A 24,826-nucleotide genomic window follows, 5' to 3' on the forward strand; every position below is an offset into this window, starting at 1 on the left:
GTGCTTTTGTTGGGATTATGCAATTAATATAGTTTAAGCCATATATAGAGGCCCGGTTACCAGCCCGCTTCAGAATCCTGTGTCGCCGGGCACCGGTTCGGCTGCCGGGCGCCTGCCTGCTGCCGCTACACGTCCCACTTGCCCAGCAGCAGCGGCTCGATGATGGGCTGGATGATGCGGTAACTGGCGCCCCACAAGCTGTGGCCGCCCGCCACCCGATAGTAGGGCACGCGCCGCGCCGTGGGCCAGCCGGCCAGCTGCCAGTCCTCCTCGGTGTGCTGCAACGGGTCGGCGAGGTGACGGAGCGGAATTTCCAGCACTTCTTCTACTTCCCGCTGCTGCCACTGCCACACTTCCGGCCGCCGGATGCGGCCCAGAAACGGTGCAATCCGAAAGCCCGTCGGGACGGCCAGAGAAGGTAGCTCCGCCAGAACTTCTACGTTGGCGGCGGCCAGGCCTACTTCCTCTTCCGCCTCGCGCAGCGCCGTAGCCAGCAACGACGCATCGTCGGGCTCGTGCTTGCCACCCGGAAAGGCCAGCTGCCCGCCGTGAATACCGAAGCTGCTGCGGCGCACCATCACGAGCTGCAACTCACCGGCCTCGTCGCGGAACACGGGCACCAGTACGGCGGAGTCGCGCAGGTTTTTCGGAATCGGTAAATCGTTGAGGGAAGCAGCCATGCCGCAAGGTACGCAGAAGGCCAAACCGGTATTCCCGGGGGTGGGCAGTGTTCCGGCTAACGCGCCGGCCTCAGAGCTTCACCACTTTCCGGGCAACGGGCAGCTGGTGGGTGTCTTCGAAATGCTGATAGCCGGCCACGAGGCTCTGCCAGAACGTGGCGTGTGGGCTCCCGACGCGGCGAGCCAGGTTTTCAGCCGTCAGCTCAAACGGAAAAATATGCATCGGGATGCTGGCCTGGCCGGCCGCGCGGGCCTCCACGGCCAGCACGTACAGCTCCCGGATGCAGGCATCGGTGATGGGCAGGCACCCGATAGTAACGTTGGAACCGTGGATGAAAATGTCGCCGCCAGGGTTGGGTGCAGTGTGCTGCAGGTCGGCGGCGGTGGGGTAGTCGAGGCCCAGCGAAAGGTGGTATTCGCTGTCGGGGTTGAAACGGTTGATGCTGTAGAATCCTTCCGGCACCTGGCCGTCGCCGGAGCGGCGCTTGGGGCCCAGCGTGCCGGAGGTGCCCGCCAGCCGATAGGTGCGCAGCAACACAAACTGGCCGTTTTCCTGCTCGCGGCCCCACACTTCCACGCGCCGGCCCAGCTTGAAAGCCCGCACAAACAGTTCCAGCCGCTCGGGCCGGATGCCGTTGCGGCGCAACAGCGTGTGCAAACTGCTCTGGTGCAGCCCATACGCGGCCCGCACCCGCGGAAACCGCTGTTGCTGCTGCCGGAAAGCCGGATCGGGAGTGAGCAGGGGAGAGGCCGGGACACAGAGCGTCAGCAGCAGGGCGGCAGCCAGCAGAGCAAGTAAGCGCATAGAAAGGGAGAGAGTAGCAGGGCCGGGCTGGTTGCTGAAAACCGCCTTAGGGACTCGTTTTAGCAGTAAACGGGGCTTGTGTGCGGCCTAGTATAGCAGCCGGAGTATATAGCGGATAATTTTATTGCAAGCCGTTTTCAGGGTCAGATTGCCCTGCGAAAACCGCAGCGGGCACCTGCCGCCGGCCGGGTTGCGTATTGCCGTCATGGATTCACGTTCTACCCCCGATATGTACGTCCCCGACCCGCTGGGTCCCGGTTTCGAGCAGCGCCACCTGCCCCAGCCTCCCGACTACGAAGGCCCCGTGCGGGCCGTGCTGGTGCGCCAGCAGCCGCTGCCGGCCGCGTCGCGGGCGGTGCTGTACGTGCATGGCTTCAACGACTACTTCTTCCAGCGCGAAATGGCCGAGCAGTACGCCGCGCACGGCTTCCGCTTCTACGCGCTGGATTTGCGCAAATATGGCCGGGCTCTGCTGCCACACCAGCGGCCCAACAACGTCCGGGACCTGGCCGAATATTTCTCTGACCTGGATGCCGCGCTAACGGTTATTCGGCAGGAAGGCGCCCGGGAAGTGGTGCTCAGCGGGCACTCTACGGGCGGGCTGATTGCGGCACTGTATGCCCATAGCCGCCCTGCGGCCGGCCTCGCCGCGCTGGTGCTCAACAGTCCGTTTCTGGACCTGAACCAGCCGCGCCTCAAAAAGCTGGCCGTGCCGCTGCTCACGAAGCTGGGCGCCGTGTGGCCCAACATTCCGGTACCCGCCGGCCTGCCCGATACCTACGGCCAAAGCCTGCACCGCGCCTACCGGGGCCACTGGGACTACGACCTGGCCTGGAAGCCCAACCGTGTATTTGCCGTGAATGCCGGCTGGCTGCGCGCCATCCGCAAGGCACACCAGCAGGTGCGCCGGGGCCTGCAGATTGCCGCGCCCATTCTGGTGCTGCACTCCGACCGCACGGCCTGGGGCCGCGCCTGGTCCGACGACTTTCGGCGCTCCGACATCGTACTGAATGTGGCGCATATCCGGAAGCTGGCCCCGCGGCTGGGACCCCACGTAACGGCGCATGCCGTAGCCGGGGGCCTCCACGACCTGTTTCTGTCGGTGCCCGAAGTGCGGGCTGAAGCCTACCGGGCCGTATTCGGGTGGCTGGAGAAAGTGCTGCCCGCGGATACCGGGGCTTCAGCCATTTAGCTTGAAACTCGTTAAAGGGTACCTGTTACCAATTGTTGCTATGCTTCTACGTCTGATGTCCGTTGCCTTTCTTATCGTCAGCATACTGCTGGCCCCAGGTGCTTTGCGGGCTCAGCAGTCCTCGGCCGGGCAGTCGGTGGCCGCGTTGCTGAAAGCCAGCAAATGGCAGAAACGGGTGCTGCTGCTGTGCGCGCCTTCCCCCAACGATGCCGACCTGCGCCGTCAGCAGCAGCTTCTGGGGCCCGTTCGTGCCGGGCTCGATTCGCGGGATTTGGTGGTGCGTGAGGTGATTTTTAGTCAGCTTTCCACCCCCGACCAGCAGGTTCTGGCGCGGCAGCTGGGCGTGGCTGGCAGCGGCTTTACGGTGGTGCTGGTTGGCAAGGACGGCGGCGTAAAGCGGCGCGAAACCCGCCCGGTGCCGCCCGCAACTCTGTTTTCTACCATCGATACTATGCCCATGCGCCGCCAGGAAATGCAGGAGCGGCCGTAGCGGAAGCATCTGAACTTCGGCTATACTCGCCGCCGCCCAGGCGCTCCGGCCTTTACCTTTGCCTACTGCATGAATACTATTTTGCTGTTTGAATTTCTGGAAGAGCTGGCCCGGCACAACGAGCGGGACTGGTTTCAGGCCCATAAACCCACCTACGAACAGCTCCGCCAGGAATTTGAGGCGGCAGTGGCGCGCTGGCTGCCGCAGATGGCCGCCAACGACCCCACGCTGGCCGGCCTGAACCCCAGGAAAAGCCTGTTCCGCATCTACCGCGACGTGCGTTTCTCCCACGACAAGCGGCCCTACAAAACCCATTTCAGCGCCTATTTTTCGGCCGGGGGCAAGGCTGGGACCGGGCCCGGCTACTATGTGCAGCTCGGCCCGCACGGCCAGACACTGCTGGCCGGCGGCATCTATGTGCCGGAGAAAGAGCAGCTGGCCCGCATCCGGCAGGAAATCGACTACAACGGGCCGGCGCTGCATGCGGTGCTGCAGGCGCCCGAGTTCCGGCAGTACTACGCGGGCCTTACCGGCGAAACCCTGAAAAAGGCCCCGGCCGGCTACCCCGCCGACCATCCGGACATCGAGCTGCTCAAGCACAAAAGCTTCGTGGTGAGCCACGCCGTGCCCGATGCTACCGTGCATCAGCTCGACCTCGATACCTACGTGCCGGCCGCGTTCCGGGCGCTGCAGCCGTTCTGCGAGTTTTTGCGCGAAGCCGTGGACTAACGGTGGCCGCCCGGGCTCGGGGCGCTACCTTCGCTGCCAGTGTCTACTTCGCATCATCACCACCACTACGACGTCGTTATCGTTGGGGCCGGGCCGGCTGGTACGGCCTGCGCGCTGGGCCTGCGCCACGCCGGGTTGCGGGTAGCGTTGCTGGACAAGGCCAGCTTCCCGCGCGACAAAATCTGTGGTGACGCCATTCCCAGCCCCACGCTCCGGCACCTCGCCCGCCTCGATGCAGCGTATGCCCCCGAGTTGCGCGAGCTGCTGGCCCCGCACCGCGCCGATACTACCTTCAGCCGACTACTGGCTCCCAATGGCCGGGCGCTTCGTATTCAGTGGCACAACCCCGCTTGCAACAGTCCGCGCCTGCACTTTGATGCGGCCCTGCTGACCCTGGTACGCCGCCACACGGCCACCGAAGTGCTGGAAAACTACGCTGTCCGTAAACTTGAGGCAGACACGGAAGGAGTAACGGTATGGCCTGCCGACCCGGCGCGCGAGCCGCTGCGGGCCGCACTGGTCATCGGCTGCGACGGGGCCAACTCGGTGGTGTACCGGCAGCTGGCCCCACCGGCGCGCCTCAACCGGGCATATCAGTGCGCGGCCGTGCGGGCGTATTATCAGGGCGTTGGCGAAGCACCCGAAAACACGTCCGACTTTTATTTCCTGCAGGAGTTCCGCGCCGGCTACTGCTGGGTGTTTCCGGTCGGCAACGGCGTCTACAACGTAGGTTTTGGCGCGCTGTCGGAGGAAATAGCGTACCGGCGGCTCGATCTGAAACAGGTGTTGCATGACCTGCTGACCAAGCACCCGCAGTTGGCGCCGCGCTTTGCCCAGGCCATCCAGCTCACGCCCATCACCGGCTTTGGGCTGCCGCTGGGCGGCTCCGGCCGACCCGTGCATGGTGGGCGCTGGCTGCTCTGCGGAGATGCTGCCGCCCTCATCGACCCGCTCCAGGGCCACGGCATCGACAAAGCGGTGCACAGCGGCATACTGGCGGCCCAGCAGGCGCAGCGTAGCTTTCAGGCCGCCCGTTTCGACGCCGACTATCTGGCCGAATATGCCCGGCAGGTGGAGCGCCACATCGGCCGGGAGCTGGCGCGGCGCTACCGGTTCATGCGGTTTTTGGCGGGCAAGGCGTGGCTCGTAAACCTGGCCGTAGAGGCCGCCCGGTGGCCGTGGCTACGGCAGAAACTGGTGCGCGCCGTCGGATAAACCTGCCCTTCGGGTGCAGCCTTACTGCCAAAATTGTGAACTTTGCAGGGCTCAGGTCGTTGTTTAAGAGGCCTCTTCCCGGGCAGTTCCGCCAGTATGATTTCAGATTTCCGTTCCGTTTTGCCGCTCTTACGCGTCTGGAGCCTGTTGCTGCTCCTGCTGAGCGGCATGGGGCACCCGGCGCTGGCGAAGCGTGCCCCGGCGGAAGTCCGGCATACTACGGCGGCTCAAAGCTCGCGTCCGTTCAGTATAAGCCGGGCCGAGCTGCTCCACCAGGAAGCGCTGGATTTTGTGACCTCCGACATATCGGCGGCCAAAACCAACCTGCCGCTGGTAGTATGGCCTCACCCGCAAGAATACCACGAATACCGCCCGGCTCCGGTTGCCCACCGGCTGCCCACGCCGCCGGTGCGCCCGCGGCTGCTCCAGGCCCGGCGGTTGCTGCTGGCCCTGGCCCCCAACGCTCCCTAGCTTTTCGGTTGCTCTGATTGTGCCCGGCCGCAACCAGCGCCTTTGCGCGGCTGCGCCTTCTCACTGTACCGCGCCCCGGCCTGCCGGCTTTGCGTGCGTTTTCCCAAGCCCCGAACTAGTCAGCTTTTATGTCTCCTGAAAATACGCCCCTTCATTCCATTACCCCCACTACCGCCTTTCCGATACCCGCCACCGCTGGTTCAGCGGTGGCTTCTCCCGTTCCGTTTGCTACGCGCCCTGCGCCGGGGCCGGTCAGCAAGAAGCGCCGCCTGGTACAGGTTGGGCTGCTGGCAGCCGGCGTGTTCAGCGCGGCCCTGGGCCTGAAAGGGTTCCTGCTGCCCAACGACTTTATTGATGGCGGCGTTACGGGTATCTCCCTGCTGGCCAGCCAGCTCACGGGCCTTTCGCTTTCCCTGCTTATCGTGCTGATCAATATCCCATTCATCATTATGGGGTATTATCAATTGGGCCGCGGCTTCGCGGTTCGGACGCTGCTGGCTATTCTGGCGCTGGCCGGTGTGCTGCTGGTGGTGTCGTTTCCGGTGCTGGCCACCGACAAGCTGCTGATTTCGGTGTTCGGTGGGTTTTTCCTGGGGGCCGGTATTGGTCTGGCCATCCGGGGCGGGGCCGTGCTCGATGGCACGGAAATCCTGGCCGTGTACATCAGCAAGAAAACCCCGCTCAGCGTCGGCGACATCGTGCTGGTGTTCAACATCATCATCTTCGCCGTCGCGGCCCTGCTGCTGTCCATCACAACGGCGCTGTACTCGATTCTGGCCTACCTGGCGGCGGCCAAAACCATGGACTTCATCATCGAAGGCATCGAGGAATACACCGGCGTGACCATCATTTCGCCCTTCTCCGACGACATCCGGCGCATGATTACCGAAGAGCTGGGCCGGGGCGCTACCCTCTACATGGGCAAGCGCGGCTTCGGCTCCCGTGGCGAGCAGCTCGAAACCCTCGACATCATCTTCACGGTGGTTACGCGCCTCGAAGTCACGCGCCTCACCGACGAAATCGACAAGATTGACCCGCAGGCGTTTGTGGTGATGAGCAGCGTGCGCGACGCCAAAGGCGGCCTGGTAAAACGCCGGCCCCTGCACTAACAATCTGCCGGCGTAGCCGCTACCCACGGCCCGCTGCCCGCTAGTACCCTGCGGCTCCTGCCTGGGTCTGTTTCCTTGCCGCCCGGCGAGGAGGGAGGCCGGCGCAGAAGCCGCAGGGTATTTTTTGTGCCTGCGCCCGTCCCGCCACTACCCGCGCCCGGCTGCTTTCGGGGCGGTGGGAGGGCAGCTGGCAGCGGCTACGGCTCCTGCTTTCTGAAGTCGGGGTTGAAATTCAGGCTGACCTGCAGGGTATGATTCTGCTCGAACACCACGCCATCATCGTGCTGCACGGTTTGATGCAGGTAGCTCGTTTCCAGGCTCAGCGCCTCCGTCACCTGGTACCCCAGGCCACCGTACAGGCGGTTCTGGTTGAAGAGCCGGCTGGCGTTGGCACCGTAGCTGATGAAAATCTCATCGGAAGCCAGGGCGTACAAGGTGCCCGCCTCCATGGCCGGACCCGTCAGGGGAAACTGTAGCTGCACTCGGTAGCGCGAACGATACTGCCGGGCGTAGCTGGTTTCGCCCGGGCCGCGCAGCCAGCGCATATCCTGCAGATAGCGGTGCGTCAGCTGCAGCCGGCCCAGCTCGTCTTCCAGATCGGCGCGCAGATACAGGCGCTGCTCCTGGCTGCGGCCCGCCTCGGGGTAGTTGCCGTAGGGCAACGACCGCAGATACACGTAGCCGGGCGTGATGGTAAGCCGGTCAGTGGCATGGTAGTTGGCGCCCACCCGGTAGAAATACTGCTGCGGGTCGCGCAAATAGGCCGCCCGTCGCACCTGCACCTCCGTATGCAGGCCCCAGCGCCGCGTCAGGCGGGCATCACTGAACCAGGCCAGCCAGATGTGGCGGTTGTGGTCCTGAACCCGTGGCTGGCCAGACGACTGGGCCCACGCTCCCGGCACTGCCGCCAGCAGCCCGCCCCATAGCAGTAAAAAAGTGCGCATCCACTCCCTAACGCAAACCACCGGCCTCCGGCTGCCTCGCTCTGGCCGAAAGCCGGGCGGTAGCGGCCCGCGGCCGACTGCCCATCCGAATAAAGCCTTCAGCATCCGATACTTCGTGTGCCTTGTTCGAGTATTTTGCACCTGATCTACCGGAGCCGGAATATGCAGAATTACTATCGTTTACTGGGCGTGCCGGACACCGCCTCAACTGCCGAGATAGAAGCCGCCTACCGCGACCTGCACGCCCGCATCCACCGGCGCGCCGCCCGCGACCCGGCCCTCAACGAGCGGCTCCAGGAGGCCTACGGCAGCCTCCAGATCCTCACCGACCCGCGCCGCCGCTGGGCCTACGACCTCTTGCTGCGCCAGCAGCCCGCGCCGGCCCCGCGACTTACCCCAATGGAGGCCCGTATCCGCCAGTATGCGCCCGTAGCCCGCTATATCAACTGGGCGCTGCTCGCTTTCTGCCTGCTGCTGGCCCTCGACCGCACCTTGCCGCTCCGCGAGCTGCCCGCCGAGCTGGTGCTCAGCCGTAAATTGGTTTTTATCAGCGCCTCGGCCTCCAATCCGCAGGTGGGCTACGATATCCGCACGCCGCTTACGACGTTCCGGCTGTCCAGCAGCACGGCCCCGCGCGCCCGCGAAGGCCAGTTCCTCACGGTGTGGCGCACGCCGCTGCTGGGCGTAGTGCGGCGCGTAAGTGCGCCCCGCTCCCCGGAAGGCGCGGCTCCATTCGAGCCCTACGGCACCGGCGTGTACAGCGGCGCACTTATGGCGCTGCCCATTGCGCTGCTGCTGGTAGCCGGCGTAGGCATCTTCCCCGGCCAAACCCCGGAAGTGCGGGTGAACACGGCCGTAGCGGGCACCTTGCTGCTGGTGCTCACGCTGGTAGTGATGTGGCTGTTTTAACACCGTGCCCCACAACAACGCTTCCCTCCCCGGTCGGCTGGCTTTTCGCCAGCCGACCGGCCGTCGTGTGCACGATTGGCCAGCTAAGCTCCACCAAGCGCCCGTCGGCCCGCAGAAAAAGCGGGCGGACGGGCGCTTGGCCGCTACCCGATGCTGCGAATCACGCCGCCATCTACCCGCACCGAGGCACCGTTGGTAGCCGCCGCCAGCGGGCTGCACAGATACGCCACCATGTTGGCAATTTCGTCGGGCGTGATGAAGCGCTTGAGCAGCGAAGAGGGCCGGGCGTCGCGGAAAAACTCCTGTTCGGCTTCGGCGCGGGTTTTGTCGGGGCCGGTCAGCTGCCGCAGAAACTCCTCCACGCCATCCGACGCCGTGGGGCCGGGCAGCACCGAATTCACCGTTACATCCGTGCCCGCCGTCAGCTCGGCCAGCCCGCGCGCCACGCCCAGCTGCGCCGTTTCGGTGGTGCCGTAGTGAATCATCTCGGCCGGAATCTGCAGGCCCGACTCACTGGACACAAACACAATGCGCCCCCAGCCGGCGGCCAGCATCTGCGGGAAATACTGCCTCGACAGCCGCACGCCGCTCAGCACATTCACCTCGAAGAAATGCAGCCAATCCTCGTCGGTAATGTCTGCAAAGGGCTTCGGCTCGAAAATGCCCACGTTGTTGATGAGAATATCCACGGCCGGCACTGCCAGCAGCAGGTGCTGCACCTGTTCTGCGCGGCCAAAATCAACGGGCACGCCGCTGACAGTGGCATCCGGGGTTTCCTGCAAGATGAGGGCGCGGGCCTCCGCCACGCGGGCTTCGGTGCGGCCCGTCAGCAGCACGGCGGCTCCTTCGGCGGCCAGCCGGCGCGCAATAGCCAGCCCGATGCCACCCGTAGAGCCCGTAATGAGGGCGGTTTTGCCAGTGAGCTGTAAGTCCATGAGGTCGGGAAAACAAAAGTGGATAGCGAAAGGTATCTAACCGGCAACCGCCCGCTTTGTGTTCGCCCACCAGCATGCATTATAGTAGACAAACACAATGCTTTTGGGCCACTGACTACCGGCGCTAGGCTGCTCCGCCGCTTTGCTGCGCGCCGCATACGCCATTCATTTCTTCCACAACACCTCACTGCTGCCTCTACGTACGCAGCCCAACCCCCAACCTCTTTCTCCTGATGCCTGACTTCACCTCATCCCGCCCCGAAGACCTGTTGTTCGACGCTGCCCGCCGGGGCGATGTGCCCGCCATCCAGGCCTTGCTGGCCGAAGGAGCCGACGTAAACACCCAGAACGGCCGCGGCTTCACGGCCCTCATTCTCGCCGCCTACGATGGCCACGTCGAGGCTACGCGGGTGCTGCTCGAAGCCGGTGCCAACCCCAACGTGCACGACGCCAGCGGCAACACCGCCCTCATGGGCGTCGCCTTCAAGGGCTATCCTGACGTGGCCCGCCTGCTCATCCAACATGGCGCCGACCTCAACGCCCGCAACGGCAACGAAGGCACCGCCCTCATGTTTGCCACCCTCTTTGGCCGCCACGACATCGTGCCGATTCTGGTGGAAGCCGGCGCCGACACCACGCTGCGCGACGTGCGCGGCCTCTCCGCCCGCGACCTGGCCCTGCAGCAAGGCAATGAACACGCCCTGAGCCTGCTGCCCGAGTAGCAGCCCTTTTGTCTGCGCTTCACTTCTGTCATCCTGAGCGGAGCGAAGGACCTTCTTACGCCAGCCTCAACCGCTCACCACGCAACACCGGCCCTTCCTTCACTCGTATTCGTGCTGTCTTGTATCGCTACAACGTAGGGGCCTTGTTCAACCGTGAGAAGGCCCTTCGCGCTGCTCAGGATGACCGGCATGAAGCGCAGGATGACAGGCATAGCCGCTACTCCTCTTCCTCACCTTTCGCTCACTTCACTTCTCTCCCCATGAACGATTCTATCTCCCGTTTTGCCCCCCACGCGTTTGCACTGTTGCGCATCGTAGCCGGTGTGTTGTTTGCCATGCACGGCAGCCAGAAGCTGCTGGGCTTTCCCGGCGACAAGCCTCCGGTAGAAATCATGTCGCTGATGGGCCTGGCCGGTATCATCGAGCTGGCGGGCGGCCTGCTCATCGCCATTGGCCTGCTCACGCGCCCCGCCGCCTTCCTGTCCAGCGGTACCATGGCCGTGGCCTACTTTATGGCCCACGCCGGCCAGCATCCGCTGCCCATCATCAACCAGGGCGAAACGGCCGTGCTCTACTGCTTCGTGTTTCTCTACATCTGGGCCCACGGTGCCGGCATCTGGAGCGTCGATAGTATGATAAGCCGCAACCGGGTTCGGTAGCCATTGCCCCATACAATATCCTATAAGCAAAACGGCCCGCTAACCAGCGGGCCGTTTTGCTTATAGGATGTTCGAAACGTCAAATGTGGTTTGCTGCGCTACGGGCTCCGGGAGTTGTGTTCGGCGCAGCAGCGTAGCAATGTGCGGCGGCAATTCGGCTACGGTTAGGGGGCGTAGCGGACGGGCTACCAGGTAGTAGCGCGAATCGGTGTGCTCGTGGAGGCGGGTTTTGGCGAAGGAGTAGAGGCCCCGGCGCGCATAGCGGGCGGCGCCGGGGTAGTTGCCTTCAGTTGGGTCGGTAGTAGTTTGCGCTCCGCCCGCCGCCGGCTCCGGCAGCGTCAGGAAATACTGGTGCAGCTCCAGCAGCACCTCCTCCGATGCCGCCACCGAAGCCGGCAGCACCCCACCGCCGGACGCTACGTGCAGAATATGCCCGTCCGTGTCGGTAGCGAAGTAGTCAATGTCGGCGTCTTCCTGGTCTTCGGGGGAGATGTGCATATTGTAATTAATTTGTTCAAACAGAGAGGGTTGTTTATCCGAATAGATATGCCCTTGTTGGATATGTGTAATCTCTTTCTTGTGGATATAAACCAAATTGTTTTATTATTTCTTTTTCTCTATGTCTTATATGTCTAAAGTAAAATTCAGGAGAGCATACCCATGTTTCTATGTTTTTGATGAAAATGTCACTTATGAATTTTTTCGGATCTTTTGCAAGTTCTAGAAAGAAGTACGAACAACTAGCGACTATTGAATTATGACATCCTAGAATGATTACAGTCATGTCATCATAAGGCATGATATTAATTATTAAGCTATTTAGTGGGTCGCTCCAACGACCAGATAGCCTCTTTGCTATCATGTCGCTTCTGATTTCAGTATTGAATGTTGCAGATGCACATACTTCTATCCTAGGAATACGGTATGTGACAAAATGGAAATTTTCTGATCCTTGGTCAATATCACTCCTAATTAGATTTGATAATCTGAATAAGTCATTTTCTCCTAGTGTTTCGTTATTGATTAAGTTGTCTATATTCATTCTTCTCGCTAAATTATTTAAGGCAGGAGTTTTTTTGATCAAGTTGTACTGATCAATATTGATTTGTTTTTTTTTCTTAATTCATTCAGTACTGCTCTATAGCAAAATAATATTTTTGTCTTGTATTCAGTTATGTTAAAAATATTATTCTCAATATAATCAAATAGTAAAGTGTCATGCTTATTGCAGAATCCCTTGAAGGTAAAAATATTGTTGATTCCTATCTTGTGAAATTTGCCTTGAGCTTCCATCATGCTCACTTTGAGCATGTATAGATGTCCGTTTGTAGTAATGGTATTTAAGATTCCGTTTTTTTGTAAAATATGAGAATTAATGGCGTTGTCAGAGCAATTATTCTCCAGACATATTCTATTTGCTTTTTTTGCTTTTTGGGTGATTCTATCGATAAAAGAAAGTTCAATTTTTATTTGCTTATTCATATTTTGCAGTAAATATTGTCTAATCCCCCAGCTTCTCCAGAATCTCCTGCGCCGCTATGGCAATGACGGTGCCGGGGCCGTAGACGCCGGCCACGCCCGCGTTATAGAGAAACTCGTAGTCCTGGGCCGGAATGACGCCGCCGGCAATGACGAGGATGTCTTCGCGGCCCAGTTGCTTGAGGTCGGCGAGCAGCTGCGGAATCAGGGTTTTGTGTCCGGCGGCCAGACTGCTGACTCCCACTACGTGCACGTCGTTTTCGGCGGCCTGGCGGGCTACTTCATCGGGGGTCTGGAAGAGGGGGGCAATGTCCACGTCGAAGCCGACGTCGGCAAAAGAGGTGGCAATGATTTTCGCACCCCGGTCGTGGCCGTCCTGGCCCATTTTGGCTACCATCATGCGGGGGCGGCGGCCTTCCCTGGCGGCAAAGGCATCGGCAGCGGCGCGGGCCTTGGCAAACTCTTCGTTGTAGTCCATCTCAGCAGAGTACACGCCCGATATAGAGCGGATAGTGGCCTGATGACGGCCGTATACTTTCTCCAGCGCATCGGATATTTCGCCGAGCGTGGCACGGTGGCGGGCGGCCACGACGGCCAGCGCCAGCAGATTGTCGGTGCCGGAGCGGGCCGCTTCGGTCAGGGCCTCCAAGGCGGCCTGCACGGCGGCATTGTCGCGGGTGCTGCGGATGGTGGTGAGGCGCGCAATCTGCGACTCGCGCACGGCGGCGTTGTCGATGTCGAGCACGTCGAGCTGCTGCTCCGCGCTGGGGCGGTACTTGTTGACGCCCACAATGATTTCCTTGCCCGAGTCGATGCGGGCCTGCTTGCGGGCGGCGGCTTCCTCGATGCGCATCTTGGGCAGGCCGGTTTCAATGGCTTTGGCCATGCCGCCGAGCTCTTCTACCTCCTGCATGAGCGCCCAGGCCTTGTTGGCCAGCTCCTGCGTGAGCGTTTCGACGTAGTAGGAGCCGCCCCAGGGGTCCACGACGCGGGTAATGTCGGTTTCGTGCTGCAGGTAGAGCTGGGTGTTGCGGGCAATGCGGGCCGAGAAGTCGGTGGGCAGGGCAATGGCCTCGTCGAGGGCGTTGGTGTGCAGGCTTTGGGTGCCCCCGAGGGCAGCGGCCAGCGCCTCGATGCAAGTGCGGGCCACATTGTTGAAGGGGTCCTGCTCGGTGAGCGAGTAGCCGGAGGTCTGGCAGTGGGTGCGCAAAGCCAGGCTCTTGGGGTTCTGGGGCTCGAACTGCTTGATGAGCTTCGCCCATAGCAGGCGGCCGGCCCGGAGCTTGGCAATTTCCATGAAGTGGTTCATGCCGATGGCCCAGAAGAAGGAAAGGCGCGGCGCGAACTGGTCGATGGTCATGCCGGCCGCCAGTCCGGCGCGCACGTACTCCAGGCCGTCGGCCAGGGTGTAGGCCAGCTCGATATCGGCCGTAGCGCCGGCCTCCTGCATGTGGTAGCCGGAGATGCTGATGCTGTTGAACTTGGGCATGTGCTGCGCCGTGTAGGCGAAGATATCCGCAATGATGCGCATGCTCGGCAGGGGAGGATATATATAGGTGTTGCGCACCATGAACTCCTTCAGAATGTCGTTCTGAATCGTGCCGGCCAGCTTTTCCGGCGTTACGCCCTGCTCTTCTGCCGCTACGATGTAGAAGGCAAGCACCGGCAGCACGGCTCCGTTCATGGTCATGGACACCGACATCTTGTCGAGCGGAATTTCATCGAAGAGAATCTTCATGTCTTCCACTGAGTCGATGGCCACGCCGGCTTTGCCCACGTCGCCTACCACGCGGGGGTGGTCGGAATCGTAGCCGCGGTGCGTGGCCAGGTCGAAGGCCACCGACAGGCCCTTTTGCCCGCCGGCCAGGTTGCGGCGGTAGAAGGAGTTGGACTCTTCAGCCGTGCTGAAGCCCGCGTATTGCCGGATAGTCCAGGGGTTCTGCACGTACATGGTGGCATAGGGCCCGCGCAGATACGGTGCCTGCCCCGCCCCGAAACCGAGGTGGCCGAGGTGCTGCACGTCGTGGGCAGTGTAGTGGCTTTTGAGCGGAATACCTTCGGGCGTGACGGTGGTTTCGGGGGCCGCCGCCGGGGTAGCGGGCAGCGGGGCGTCGTTATAGGCTATCTGGGAGAAGTCGGGTTTCATGGCGTTGGGTGACAGGTAACAGGTGACACGTAACAGGTAAGAGGATATGGGTAGCAGGTAATAGGTGACACGTAACAGGTAAGGGGATACAGGTTGGGGAATGTGGGGGTGGTATGGAGAGTAGTGAGGTTTGGCTATTGCTTGGCTTGCAGGCTTCTGATAAGTCCGGTGAGGAGGCCGGCTATACGGTCTAGAGAGGCAATGGCGTGGTCGGTTTGTAAAGCAGTAAGGTAGCCGAGACGTTCGGCAAGTAGTAGAATGGAGTCAAGTTCAGTGACGGAACCACGGGCAATAAACAGAAAGCGAGTAAACTCAGCGGCAGATTGCCGGCCGGCTCCTTCGGCTATGTTGAGCGTTACGGAAGTGGCCGCACGTCGAAGCTGCGACGCTAATTCGTACCGCTCCTCAGATGGAAAGGCCCGCGTCAGTTCGTAGGCCACCGGCACAAAGTCGAAAGCCAGACGCCAGCATTCCAGTCCGTAATGGGGCTTGCTGCGTCGTCCCGGGTTCATGCCTGTTTCCTTTTACGTTTTACCTGTCACTTTTCACCTTTCACCACCTCACTTCATCACTTTTTCCCCTGCAGCCGGGCCAGAACTTCTTCGGTGCTGTAGCCCTGCACGGTAAATTCCTGGAAACCGAACACGCGCACCGCTTCCTGCATGGTCGCCAGGTCGGCAGTGAGCAGGGCCGGGGGCACAAAAGGCACGTCGTTGGGGAGCTTGTAGAGGTAGCGCGACAGCCGCCCGAACTGCTCGGGGGTAGCGTACATCAGCGTGGCTTCTTCCGAAGAGGAAAACAGCACGGACAGCGTGCCTTCGGGGTGGGACTCGCGCAGCACCGGCTGTTCGCCATCAGGCAGCAGCCGCAAAAACGATTCGACGATCAGCTGATTGGTATGCGAGCCCAGCAACACTACGGCGGCGCGCTTTTTCTTCTTCTCGCGCCGCTCGAAGTGCAGGCTGGTGGCCAGGCGCAGCACTTCGGAAGGGTAGGTAGCCCGCGTAGAGTCAAACTCGCGGCTGCGCAGCAGCTTCTTGGGGTTGAAGTCAAACTGCTCGCGCACGTTTTGGAAGCGGTTGGTACCTACTACCACTTGCTCGCCGTTGGCAATGCGGCTGAACTGCGCCTGTGCGGCCTGATGCAGCAGCTGTAGCGCCAATGCCATGGCCCCGGGCAGTCCGCCTTCGGCTTCCAGGCGCTGGAACAGTGCCCAGGCTTCGCGGGCCAGCTGGTCGGTGAGGGTTTCGAGGTAGTAGGAGCCAGCGGCCGGGTCCGCGACGGTGCCGAGGCCGGCTTCTTCGCGCAGCAGCACCGAGAGGTTGCGGGCGAGGCGGTCGGAAAACTCATTGGGCTCCTGAAACAGCGTATCGAAGGGGCGCACGCTCAGCACATCGGCGCCACCGAGCACGGCGCTCATGGCTTCGGTGGTTACGCGCAGCAGGTTGGTGTGCGGATCGAGGGTGGTCTGGCTCCAGGAGGCTGTTTCGGCCAGTATAGGCACCTGGGCCGCTTCGGCGGGCAGGCCGTAAGCGTGGCAGAGCGTAACCCAGAGCCGCCGAAGCGCCCGGAGCTTGGCCAGCTCGAAGAAGTAGTTGGGGTTGATGGCCGTGTGCACGCGCATAGCTGCTGCCACGTCGGCTACGGTCAGTTCGGCATCGGGAAGCTCGCTGAAGTAGGTAGCGGCAGCGGCTACGGCAAAGGCTATTTGCTGGGACGCCGTGGCTCCGCGGTTGCCGAAGTAGGCCGAATCCAGCGTGAGGCCCCGAAAGTCCGTCATGCCCCGGGTCAGGCGCAGTACGTCGCGCAATGCCCGCAGCTGGCCGGCCATATCGGGCAGGTGGCCCGTCACCGGGTCGAATTGCAAAAACCCCCGAAGTACGGTTGCGCCGGTAGCCAGCAGCCGCTGCACCAGCTCAGCCGGTGCCGCCGTCACGGTATAGCCGATGAAGGTGTCGGGAAGCGGCAGGTACTGATGCAGAAACTCTACGTCGAACGCCAGGGTATCGGCCAGCACAAAATGGGCACCTTCGGCGCCGCGGCTGAGGGCATCTGCGGCCCGGATGATGGTTTCGTGGCCGTTGCTGAGGGCCGAGACGTGGTAAGTGGGCACATTGCGCCAGTAGCTGCCGGTACCGGCCGGCACCTGGGGGGCCGGCTGCCCGGCCAGCGCCGATAGCGCCTCGCGGTGGTAGAAGGGTTCGAGGGTAAAACCGTCGGGCGTGTTCCAGCGCAGGGTGGCTGGGTCGGCTCCTTTCAGGTCCCGCTCGATACGGGCCTGCCAGGCGGCAGTAGTGACGGGTTCGAACTCGGAAAACGTAACGGGCGCGGAACGCGGCGTATCGGACATAGCCTAGGCACTGGTGGGATAGGAGGAAACAGGCGTGCTAAAGATACCGGATCGGGCGGGAAAGGCGGTGCCGGCCACTACAAAGCCCATCGGATTCCTCTTCTGCAAGGAATCCTCCGTGCTATTAGAGCTTCTTCCAGTGAAAATGCCGCCAGGATTGTGCCGAAGCCATAACGACCGGCTAACTTGCGCCTTATTGTATATTTCACTGCCACTATTCGTGCGTAATCTTCTTCGTCTGCTGCCGGTATTGTGCCTGGTAGCCCCGGCCGCGCTGGCCCAGTCCAATTTCAAGCCTGGTTATATCCTGCCGCCTTCCGGCGACACGCTCCGCGGCGAGGTAGATTACCGCAGCGAACAGCGCAACCGGAAGCTGTGCCGTTTCCGGCCGGCCGGTGCCGCTGCCGTTACGGAGTATCAGCCGGAACAGCTGCTTGGCTTCGGCTATAGCGGCGGGCGCAGCTACCAGAGCCGCCAACTGCCGGGTGCTACCGCCGAAAAAGCGTTTCTGCAGGTGCTGGCGCTGGGCAAAGCCTCGCTCTACCTGACGGTGCGGGCTGATGACCGGGAGGCTTACTATGCCGGCCCCGCAACTACCGGCCCCCTGGAGCTCCTGGTGCAACGAGACACATCCATAGTGGTCTATAACAAGGCTATCGGTCGTGAAATCAACACGCTGGAACGGTCGTATCCGTTTCGGAGCAAGCTGGCGCTGCTTATGTCCGACTGCCCGAAAGTGCAGGCCAGCATCGTGAGTATGGAGCTGAAGGAGCAGAAGCTTCTGAAGCTTTTCTCCGAGTACAATGCCTGCGTCGGCGGCAGCACACCGCAATACGTAGTGGCCGAACGGAAAGCGAAAGTGCGGTTCTCGGTGCTGGGCGGCGTCTATCAGTCGGAAATGAAGGTAACGGAGAATGATAAGAAGCTACCGCTGGAAGCGGCTTGGCAACCGACGTTTGGTGTCGGCATCGTTGTGAATCCGGGCTTCTTCCATCACAAGCTCTCAGCCGGTTTGCAGGCGTTGTATGTGAAGCAGTCATTTAAGAACTCCTATACCGTACCGAGCCCTGCGTCTAGCACCGGCCTGGAGCAAAAAGACGTTCGGGTAGACTTTTCGATGGTGCAGCTACCGCTGCTGCTGCGCTACACGTTCCTGGAAGGACCCGTGCGGCCTTATCTGCAGGCCGGCTTTCAGATAGGAGCGGTTTTTCAGAAAAAGGCTGAAGTGGTAACCACGCGGCAGCTGTTTGGCAGCTCAACCCGCGAAATTGAGATGCGGACCATGATTACTGCTCCGGTTGTTGCGGCCGGCATCTCCCTGCCTACCGGCAGCGTGGGAAGTGTGCAGCTGGAAGCGCGCATGGGCTGGCAGGATAGCTACTCACAGGCTACGCAGGCTCTGACGAGTGCCAAGGGCCTCTCGTTACTCGCCGGTTATACGTTCGGAAAATAGGGCTGCAGGGGCTGTATCCGGTGCGGGCCGGGCGTCGCCACGGTTTCCGGGTTTCCGGAAGTCGGGCGGGGGCCGGCCCGTTCTGCATCTGCGGCTGTGGAGCGGGCTGAACGAATAGTCAGCCGGGCAGATTACCTTTGTGGTCCGCTTCTCACCTATCCTGATGCAACTCTTTCGTTTCCGGACGGCCGCGCTTAGCCTGCTGGCGACCGTGGCGCTGTTTCCAGCCTGCCAGCGCGCCACCTACGTAGCCAAGCCGCAATTGGCCCCCGTTACGGCCCAGCCCGTTGGCAAAGACCTCCCCGACGATGCAACGGTGGCGGCCACCATTGCCCCGTACCGCCAGCGTGTTACGGAGCAGATGGCCGCCGTTCTGGGTACGGCGCCAGTGGCTATTGCTAAAAACCCGGGGGAGTCGCCCCTGGCCAACTTCGTAGCCGACCTGCAGCGTAGCCGCGCCAGCCGCGAAACCGGTCAACCCATTGATTTGAGCGTGATGACCAACGGCGGGCTGCGCGCCCCCTTGCCGGCCGGTTCCATCACCATGGGCTCGGTGTTCGAGCTGATGCCGTTTGAGAATGAGCTGGTGATACTGGATGCGCCCGGCGACGTGGTGCAGCAGCTCTTCGCCTACGCGGCCCGCGTCAGAATGCCCATTTCGGGAGGCACGTACGCCGTGTCGCCCGAGGGCAAGGCCACGGATATCCGCATCAACGGGCAGCAGTTCAATCCCGACCAGGACCGCATGTACACCATTGCCATCAGCGACTACCTGGCGGGTGGCGGCGACCAGCTGACGTTCTTCAAGACCATCAAGCCCCGTGGCACCGGCGTGCTGCTGCGCAACGCCATTGCCGACCACATCCGGGAGCTGACGGCGGCCGGCCGGCCCGTGGAGGCCAAGGTAGACGGGCGCGTAAAGTAATCCGGCCGAGCGGCTGGGTAGTAAAACGCTTCCGCTGCTTGGCTACCGTACGGCCCTTCATTTACAGTTACTCACTTAGCTACTTTCCCCGCCGTGAATCGTCGCGACTTTCTTAAACATACTGGCGTAGGAGCCGCTGGCCTGAGTGTTCTGGGTCTCGGAAGCCTGCCCGCCGCTGCCGAATCGAAACCGGAGCGGCTGGTGATTCTGCACACCAACGATATGCATTCCCGCATCGAGCCCTTTCCGGACAATGCGGCGCAGTGGGCCGGTATGGGCGGTATGGCCCATCGTGCGGCCCTCATTAAGCAGATTCGGGCGCAGGAGCCGCACGTGTTGCTCCTCGACTCCGGCGACATCTGGCAGGGCACGCCCTACTTCAACTTCTTCACGGGCGAGCTGGAATATAAGCTCATGACCCAGATGGCCTACGACGCCAGCACCCTCGGCAACCACGACTTCGACAACGGCCTGGAGGGCCTGCAGAAGCAGCTGCCGCACGCCGGTTTCCCCTTCCTGATTGCCAACTACGATTTTTCCGACACTATTCTGGCCGGTAAATTCCAGCCGTACAAGGTGTTTGAGAAAGCAGGGCACCGTGTCGGGGTGTTCGGCATCGGCATCGAAATGGCCGGATTAGTATCTGATAGAAACTTTGGGGCCACCAAATACCTCGACCCGATAGCCGTGGCCAACGACATGGTGGCCAAGCTGCGCGGTCAGGAAAAGTGCGACCTGGTTATCTGCCTGTCGCACTTAGGCTACAAATACGAAAGCGCCAAGCTCGACGACTTCAAGCTGGCTGCCGGAGCCCCCGGCATCGACCTGATACTGGGCGGGCACACGCATACGTTTCTGCCGAAGCCAGATGTGGTGGCCGGCCCCAACGGCCAGCAAACCCTCATCAATCAGGTGGGCTGGTCCGGCATCAACCTGGGCCGTCTCGACTACACATTTGAGCGCGGCACCCGCCGCCCGAGCGTAGCGGCCGCCGCCGTGGTGCCCGTTCGGGTAGCCTGATAAAAGCGCGACAAATACAAGGGGCAAAACGGTTTTTTCTCTCCTGACTTTTCCACATTTTTGTCTCCCTTTGGAAAAAACGGACCCTGCCAGGGTCCGCTCGCGCCTCTGCTATTCCGCACACACACCACTCGATTTCGTAACTAACTGATTGATGCTGAGGGATTGCCGTACAGTCTGGGCGAATTGCCTTCGCGTCATCAAAGCGAATATTGGTGAGCAGAGCTTCCGAACGTGGTTCATGCCCATCGTGCCGGTGCATCTGCAAAACAACGTGCTCATCATTCAGGTGCCGAGTACGTATTTCTACGAGTTTCTGGAGGAACACTACGTAGAGGAACTGAAGCGCGCCATCCACCAGGAACTAGGCCCCGACGGGCGGCTGGAATACAGCATCGTGGTGGACCAGGGCAACAGCCAGAACCAGCCGCGCACGCTCAACCTGCCCACCACGCGCAAGGCCGCCGCGCCCGTAGCGCAGGCTACGCCTGCCGCCGCGCTGGCCACCGGCCCCATGTCGTCGTCGGCGCGGCACGTGGCGGGAGCGGCGGCTGCGCCGGCTCCTTCGGCCACCACGCTGCGCAATCCGTTCGAGGCCAGCAAGGCCATTGACCGCAACTATCTGCACTCGCAGCTAAACGGCAGCTACACCTTCGAAAACTACATCGAAGGCGACTGCAACCGGCTGGCGCGCTCGGCGGGCCTCGCCGTAGCCAACAAGCCCGGCACCACCAGCTTCAACCCCTTGATGGTGTACGGCGGCGTAGGCCTGGGCAAAACGCACCTCGTGCAGGCCATCGGCAACCACATCAAAGCCAGCAACTCCGACAAATTCGTGCTCTACGTGTCGGCGGAGAAGTTCACGAACCAGTTCATCGAAAGCCTGCGGGCCAACGCCGTGCAGGACTTCGCCAACTTCTACCTGCTGGTAGACATCCTGATTCTGGATGACGTGCAGTTTCTGTCGGGCAAGGACAAGACGCAGGAGATGTTCTTCCACATCTTCAACCACTTGCACCAGGCCGGCAAGCAGATTGTAATGACCTCTGACCGTCCGCCGCGCGACCTGGTGGGGCTGGAGGACCGGCTGTTGTCGCGCTTTAAGTGGGGCCTCACGGCTGACCTGCAAAGCCCCGACTTCGAGACGCGCATGGCCATCATCCAGAACAAGATGCAGCAGGATGGCATCGACATTCCGCCGCAGGTGGTGGAGTATCTGGCGCATTCCGTGAACACCAACGTGCGCGAGCTGGAAGGCGTGCTGATTTCGCTGGTGGCCCAAAGCAGCCTCAACCGCCGCGAAATTGACCTGGAAATGGCCAAGCAGGCGCTGCGCCACATCATTGAGGAAGTGGAGGCCGAGGTCAATATCGACTTCATCCAGAAAACCTGCGCCGAATATTTCAGCGTGCCACTGGACTTGCTGAAAGCCAAAACCCGCAAAAAGGAAGTCGTGACGGCGCGGCAGGTGGCTATGTACTTTGCCAAGGAGCACACCAGCCATTCGCTCAAGAGCATTGGGCACCACTTCGGCGGCCGCGACCATAGCACCGTGATTCACTCCGTGCAAACCGTGTCGGATCTGATAGATTCTGACAAGAGCTTCCGGGGCCAGATTGTGGAGCTGCGCAAGAAGTTCGCCGGCAAATAACCAAGCATTACACTACAAAAAAGGCCTGCAACGCTACGTTGCAGGCCTTTTTCATTGTCTGACGATTTAGATGGCTTAGACCGGAGCCTGCGCATCAACCAGCGGAATTTGATACCTGGTGGCGAAGGCCCGCACCTGATCCAGAAGCTGGCGTTTGCGCTTGCGGCCGCGCACTTCGCGCAGGCTCAGGGCGTAGGTGCCTTCTTCCTTGGTATGCACCCGCACCTGGCGGGGCGCCATTTCCAGCCGCGTAATGCTTTCAGCGGCAAAAACCTGCTTGGGCCGGAACAAACCGGCTTTGTGTACGATGTAGCCCGGCGTGAACTCCAGGTAGCTCTGCGTGCCGAAAACCGGGGCATTGTGCACCAGCACGTAGCCCAGATACACCAGGCTGAACACCAGAAACACGTAATGCAGGAAGTGCATGTCGTTCAGGCCGCTGTCGGTGAAAATCAGGGCCAGCGTGTAAGCTATCCAGATAGTGCCGATGAAAATCTGCCCCCAGAACGGAATGCGCGACGTATTGGCGGGTTGAAGACGAATGCGGGTAGAATTGGCGGGCATAGCGGCAGAAATGGTCGCAACAAAAGGCAAAGAAAGCGAAAAACCGGCGATGCACAGAGACACGGCCGGTTTTAGAAGCGCGGTGAGGCTTCAGCTACTTGTTATTTCAGCGTAGCGGAGGCCAGCTCCATTTCCGGCACAGCCTTCAGCAGCACCGAAATCGGGCAGTTTTCCTTCGCCTTTTCGGCATACTGCTGAAATTCCTGCTGCGAAATGCCTTCCACTTCGCCTTCCGTCGTCAGGGCAATCTTCACCACTTTCGGCACTTCGCCCGACGTGTCCAGCGTTACCTTCGACTCGGTGCGGATTTGCTTTACCTGTTTGCCGTCCTTGGTCAGGATGCTGGTCAGGAACATGGTGTAGCAGCCGGCGTGGGCCGCGCCAATCAACTCCTCGGGGTTGGTGCCCTTTTGGCCTTCAAACCGGGCGCCAACGGAATAAGGTGCTTTTACGGTGCCGCTCTGCGTTGAAATTTCGCCGCTGCCTTTGATGTCGCCGTTCCAAACGGCATTGCCACGTTGGTTGCTCATGGGATGAAGTGTTGGTTGTTCAGCTTTACATACCTGAACTCGCCCTTCTATGTTGCGGCCCCCAGCTACACATTCCTGCGAGCTGCGCATACGCCAATAGCGGCTACATTTACCGGCTCCCAACTTCGTTTCCTTTTGCATGGGTCTGAAATCTGTTCTGAGCCGGCCGCTGGCCGCCTACATTGCCCGCCAGTATGCCCGCTGGCAGCACGACCCCATTGGCACGCAGCAGCGGGTGCTGCGTGAGTTGCTAACTCAGGGTGCCCGCACCGCCTTCGGCCGCGACCATACCCTGGCCGGTGCCCGCACCGCGCAGGATCTGGCCCGGCTGGTGCCCGTGCGCGACTACGAAGCGCTGAGCTCGTATTTCAACCGTGTGAAAGCCGGCGAACCGGACGTGCTATGGCCCGGCAAGCCGCTGTACCTAGCCAAAACCAGCGGCACTACCAGCGGCGCCAAGTACATTCCTATCACGCCGGCCAGCATTCCCAACCACATCAACGGGGCCCGCGACGCGCTGCTTCACTACGTGCACCGCACCGGCAACAGCCGCTTTTTGGATGGGAAGCTGATGTTTCTGTCCGGTTCGCCGGCGCTGGAAACGGTGGGCGGCATCCATACCGGGCGGCTGTCGGGCATTGCCAACCACCACGTGCCGGCCTACCTGCGCCGCAGCCAACTGCCCAGCTACGCCACCAACATCATCGAAGACTGGGAAACCAAACTCGACCGGATTGTGGAGGAAACGCTGCACCAGCCGATGACCCTGATTTCCGGGATTCCGCCGTGGGTGCAGATGTATTTCGACCGGATTGTGGCCCGCGCCGGCCGGCCGGTAGGGGAGGTGTTTCCGCAGTTCGACCTGTTCGTGTACGGCGGCGTCAACTTCGAGCCCTACCGCAAAAAGCTGTTTGAAACCATTGGTCGGCCCGTGGACAGCGTAGAGCTGTTTCCGGCTTCCGAAGGGTTTCTGGCCTTCCAGGACGAGCCCGGTAATCCGGGCATGCTACTGCTGCTCGATGCTGGTATTTTCTTTGAGTTCATTCCAGCGGAGCGGTTTTACGAAGCTAACCCGCCGCGCCTCACGCTGGCCGAAGTGGAGCTGGACCAGCAGTATGCCATGGTGCTCAGCTCCAATGCCGGCCTGTGGGCTTATAGTATCGGTGATACGGTGCGGTTTGTGAGTAAATACCCGTTCCGCGTCGTTGTTACGGGCCGCATAAAGCACTTTCTGTCGGCGTTTGGCGAGCATGTCATCGGCGAAGAAGTGGAGCAAACCCTGCGCGATGCCATGCGCCGGCACCCGGAGGTGGAAGTGGTGGAATTTACGGTGGCCCCGCGCGTCAGCGACGACCCGGCTGTGCCGTCGCGCCACGAGTGGCTGGTGGAGTTTGCCCAGCCGCCACACGATGCTGCCGCCTTTGCCGCCGCCCTTGATACCGGCCTGCGCCAGCGCAACACGTACTATGATGATTTGCTGGCCGGCAACATTCTGGCGCCGCTACAGCTTACGCCGCTGCCCGCCGGGGCCTTTCAGCGCTATATGAAAAGCCAGGGCAAGCTCGGTGGCCAGAACAAAGTGCCGCGCCTGAGCAACGACAGGGGGCTGGCCGAGGGGCTGCTGAACACAAATCAAAGAGCAGAATGAAAATTGGGAATGTTGGCGAATATCAAATAGCATATCTAGATCTTCAGCAAAATCCGGATTGGCCCAGCCAACTTCCGCAGATTTCAACATTGATGAAGGACTCTGATATGCAGCGACCTTAGCACCTACTGCTGCTCGTGCACCCGTCTCAACAATCTTATGTCTAGATTTGACGGGAAAGCACTATGACCGAATAGTAA

Annotated in this window: 26 protein-coding genes; 14 read left to right on the forward strand and 12 right to left on the reverse strand. The window is 61.2% G+C overall.

The annotated features are described in order from the left end of the window. Positions 1-125 precede the first annotated feature (125 nt). Complete coding sequence (locus BUE15_RS05910) at positions 126-680, reverse strand: NUDIX hydrolase (RefSeq protein WP_073282093.1); 555 nt, start codon at positions 678-680, stop codon at positions 126-128. Between the two features lie 70 nt (positions 681-750). Continuing rightward, on the reverse strand, positions 751-1,485 hold the full coding sequence (locus BUE15_RS05915) for a L,D-transpeptidase family protein (RefSeq protein ID WP_073282095.1): 735 nt from the start codon (positions 1,483-1,485) through the stop codon (positions 751-753). Positions 1,486-1,690: 205 nt separating this feature from the next. Here BUE15_RS05915 and BUE15_RS05920 point away from each other — a divergent pair, with 205 nt between their 5' ends. From BUE15_RS05920 to BUE15_RS05945, 6 genes are all read left to right on the forward strand, one after another. Next, the gene (locus BUE15_RS05920) at positions 1,691-2,677 is read left to right on the forward strand and encodes an alpha/beta hydrolase (RefSeq protein ID WP_073282279.1); all 987 of its coding nucleotides are present in this window, start codon (positions 1,691-1,693) and stop codon (positions 2,675-2,677) included. A gap of 55 nt (positions 2,678-2,732) precedes the next feature. After that, positions 2,733-3,167: a DUF4174 domain-containing protein gene (locus BUE15_RS05925; protein ID WP_073282097.1), complete on the forward strand. Its 435-nt coding sequence runs from the start codon at positions 2,733-2,735 to the stop codon at positions 3,165-3,167. A 69-nt stretch (positions 3,168-3,236) separates the two neighbouring features. Beyond that, on the forward strand, positions 3,237-3,896 hold the full coding sequence (locus tag BUE15_RS05930) for a DUF2461 domain-containing protein (protein ID WP_073282099.1): 660 nt from the start codon (positions 3,237-3,239) through the stop codon (positions 3,894-3,896). Between the two features lie 39 nt (positions 3,897-3,935). Then, positions 3,936-5,111, forward strand: a complete 1,176-nt coding sequence (locus BUE15_RS05935; RefSeq protein ID WP_073282101.1) for a geranylgeranyl reductase family protein — start codon at positions 3,936-3,938, stop codon at positions 5,109-5,111. Between the two features lie 96 nt (positions 5,112-5,207). Next, complete coding sequence (locus BUE15_RS05940; protein ID WP_170865197.1) at positions 5,208-5,582, forward strand: hypothetical protein; 375 nt, start codon at positions 5,208-5,210, stop codon at positions 5,580-5,582. A gap of 128 nt (positions 5,583-5,710) precedes the next feature. Then, positions 5,711-6,691, forward strand: coding sequence for a YitT family protein (locus BUE15_RS05945; protein ID WP_084548856.1), 981 nt, complete (start codon positions 5,711-5,713; stop codon positions 6,689-6,691). Between the two features lie 197 nt (positions 6,692-6,888). Here the strand turns inward: BUE15_RS05945 and BUE15_RS05950 are convergent, their stop codons facing one another. Further along, positions 6,889-7,635 (reverse strand): DUF2490 domain-containing protein, encoded by a 747-nt coding sequence (locus tag BUE15_RS05950; RefSeq protein ID WP_170865198.1) that lies wholly within the window; start codon positions 7,633-7,635, stop codon positions 6,889-6,891. Positions 7,636-7,797: 162 nt separating this feature from the next. On the opposite strand from BUE15_RS05950, the gene BUE15_RS05955 reads away from it, so the two are divergent. Further along, the gene (locus BUE15_RS05955; RefSeq protein ID WP_139252152.1) at positions 7,798-8,544 is read left to right on the forward strand and encodes a J domain-containing protein; all 747 of its coding nucleotides are present in this window, start codon (positions 7,798-7,800) and stop codon (positions 8,542-8,544) included. A 143-nt stretch (positions 8,545-8,687) separates the two neighbouring features. On the opposite strand, the gene BUE15_RS05960 is transcribed toward BUE15_RS05955, so the two are convergent. Further along, positions 8,688-9,479 carry an SDR family NAD(P)-dependent oxidoreductase gene (locus BUE15_RS05960; RefSeq protein ID WP_073282109.1) on the reverse strand — a complete coding sequence of 264 codons (792 nt, stop codon included), beginning with the start codon at positions 9,477-9,479 and terminating at the stop codon, positions 8,688-8,690. A gap of 233 nt (positions 9,480-9,712) precedes the next feature. On the opposite strand from BUE15_RS05960, the gene BUE15_RS05965 reads away from it, so the two are divergent. After that, positions 9,713-10,201 carry an ankyrin repeat domain-containing protein gene (locus BUE15_RS05965; protein WP_073282111.1) on the forward strand — a complete coding sequence of 163 codons (489 nt, stop codon included), beginning with the start codon at positions 9,713-9,715 and terminating at the stop codon, positions 10,199-10,201. Between the two features lie 260 nt (positions 10,202-10,461). Continuing rightward, positions 10,462-10,860, forward strand: a complete 399-nt coding sequence (locus BUE15_RS05970; protein ID WP_073282113.1) for a DoxX family protein — start codon at positions 10,462-10,464, stop codon at positions 10,858-10,860. Between the two features lie 60 nt (positions 10,861-10,920). On the opposite strand, the gene BUE15_RS05975 is transcribed toward BUE15_RS05970, so the two are convergent. The 6 genes from BUE15_RS05975 to BUE15_RS05995 all read right to left on the reverse strand — a co-directional run bounded on the left by BUE15_RS05975 (position 10,921) and on the right by BUE15_RS05995 (position 16,835). Beyond that, the gene (locus BUE15_RS05975; protein WP_073282115.1) at positions 10,921-11,358 is read right to left on the reverse strand and encodes a hypothetical protein; all 438 of its coding nucleotides are present in this window, start codon (positions 11,356-11,358) and stop codon (positions 10,921-10,923) included. 34 nt (positions 11,359-11,392) lie between these two features. Continuing rightward, the gene (locus BUE15_RS21480) at positions 11,393-11,902 is read right to left on the reverse strand and encodes a hypothetical protein (protein ID WP_170865199.1); all 510 of its coding nucleotides are present in this window, start codon (positions 11,900-11,902) and stop codon (positions 11,393-11,395) included. A 38-nt stretch (positions 11,903-11,940) separates the two neighbouring features. Continuing rightward, the gene (locus tag BUE15_RS05980; RefSeq protein WP_073282117.1) at positions 11,941-12,342 is read right to left on the reverse strand and encodes a hypothetical protein; all 402 of its coding nucleotides are present in this window, start codon (positions 12,340-12,342) and stop codon (positions 11,941-11,943) included. A 19-nt stretch (positions 12,343-12,361) separates the two neighbouring features. Continuing rightward, entirely contained in the window at positions 12,362-14,485 is a 2,124-nt protein-coding gene (gene scpA, locus BUE15_RS05985; RefSeq protein ID WP_073282119.1) for a methylmalonyl-CoA mutase, read from the reverse strand. 134 nt (positions 14,486-14,619) lie between these two features. Continuing rightward, on the reverse strand, positions 14,620-14,997 hold the full coding sequence (locus BUE15_RS22610) for a four helix bundle protein (protein WP_073282121.1): 378 nt from the start codon (positions 14,995-14,997) through the stop codon (positions 14,620-14,622). Positions 14,998-15,053: 56 nt separating this feature from the next. Further along, complete coding sequence (locus tag BUE15_RS05995) at positions 15,054-16,835, reverse strand: methylmalonyl-CoA mutase family protein (protein WP_073282123.1); 1,782 nt, start codon at positions 16,833-16,835, stop codon at positions 15,054-15,056. Between the two features lie 220 nt (positions 16,836-17,055). On the opposite strand from BUE15_RS05995, the gene BUE15_RS06000 reads away from it, so the two are divergent. The 4 genes from BUE15_RS06000 (at position 17,056) to dnaA (ending at position 21,884) form a co-directional block, all read left to right on the forward strand. After that, entirely contained in the window at positions 17,056-18,288 is a 1,233-nt protein-coding gene (locus tag BUE15_RS06000; protein ID WP_170865200.1) for an outer membrane beta-barrel protein, read from the forward strand. 163 nt (positions 18,289-18,451) lie between these two features. Further along, on the forward strand, positions 18,452-19,213 hold the full coding sequence (locus BUE15_RS06005; protein WP_084548858.1) for a 5'-nucleotidase C-terminal domain-containing protein: 762 nt from the start codon (positions 18,452-18,454) through the stop codon (positions 19,211-19,213). 93 nt (positions 19,214-19,306) lie between these two features. Further along, on the forward strand, positions 19,307-20,233 hold the full coding sequence (locus BUE15_RS06010; RefSeq protein ID WP_073282127.1) for a metallophosphoesterase: 927 nt from the start codon (positions 19,307-19,309) through the stop codon (positions 20,231-20,233). Between the two features lie 154 nt (positions 20,234-20,387). Further along, positions 20,388-21,884: a chromosomal replication initiator protein DnaA gene (gene dnaA / locus BUE15_RS06015; RefSeq protein ID WP_073282130.1), complete on the forward strand. Its 1,497-nt coding sequence runs from the start codon at positions 20,388-20,390 to the stop codon at positions 21,882-21,884. A 75-nt stretch (positions 21,885-21,959) separates the two neighbouring features. Here dnaA and BUE15_RS06020 read toward each other — a convergent pair whose 3' ends face one another. Both BUE15_RS06020 and BUE15_RS06025 read right to left on the reverse strand, forming a co-directional pair. Further along, positions 21,960-22,448 carry a hypothetical protein gene (locus BUE15_RS06020; RefSeq protein WP_073282132.1) on the reverse strand — a complete coding sequence of 163 codons (489 nt, stop codon included), beginning with the start codon at positions 22,446-22,448 and terminating at the stop codon, positions 21,960-21,962. Positions 22,449-22,549: 101 nt separating this feature from the next. Beyond that, entirely contained in the window at positions 22,550-22,978 is a 429-nt protein-coding gene (locus BUE15_RS06025; RefSeq protein ID WP_073282133.1) for an OsmC family peroxiredoxin, read from the reverse strand. A gap of 139 nt (positions 22,979-23,117) precedes the next feature. Between BUE15_RS06025 and BUE15_RS06030 the strand changes: the two genes are divergently transcribed. After that, positions 23,118-24,626: a GH3 auxin-responsive promoter family protein gene (locus BUE15_RS06030; protein ID WP_073282135.1), complete on the forward strand. Its 1,509-nt coding sequence runs from the start codon at positions 23,118-23,120 to the stop codon at positions 24,624-24,626. The last annotated feature ends 200 nt before the right edge of the window (positions 24,627-24,826 follow it).

This window comes from Hymenobacter psychrotolerans DSM 18569 (assembly GCF_900142395.1).
Classification (GTDB): domain Bacteria; phylum Bacteroidota; class Bacteroidia; order Cytophagales; family Hymenobacteraceae; genus Hymenobacter; species Hymenobacter psychrotolerans.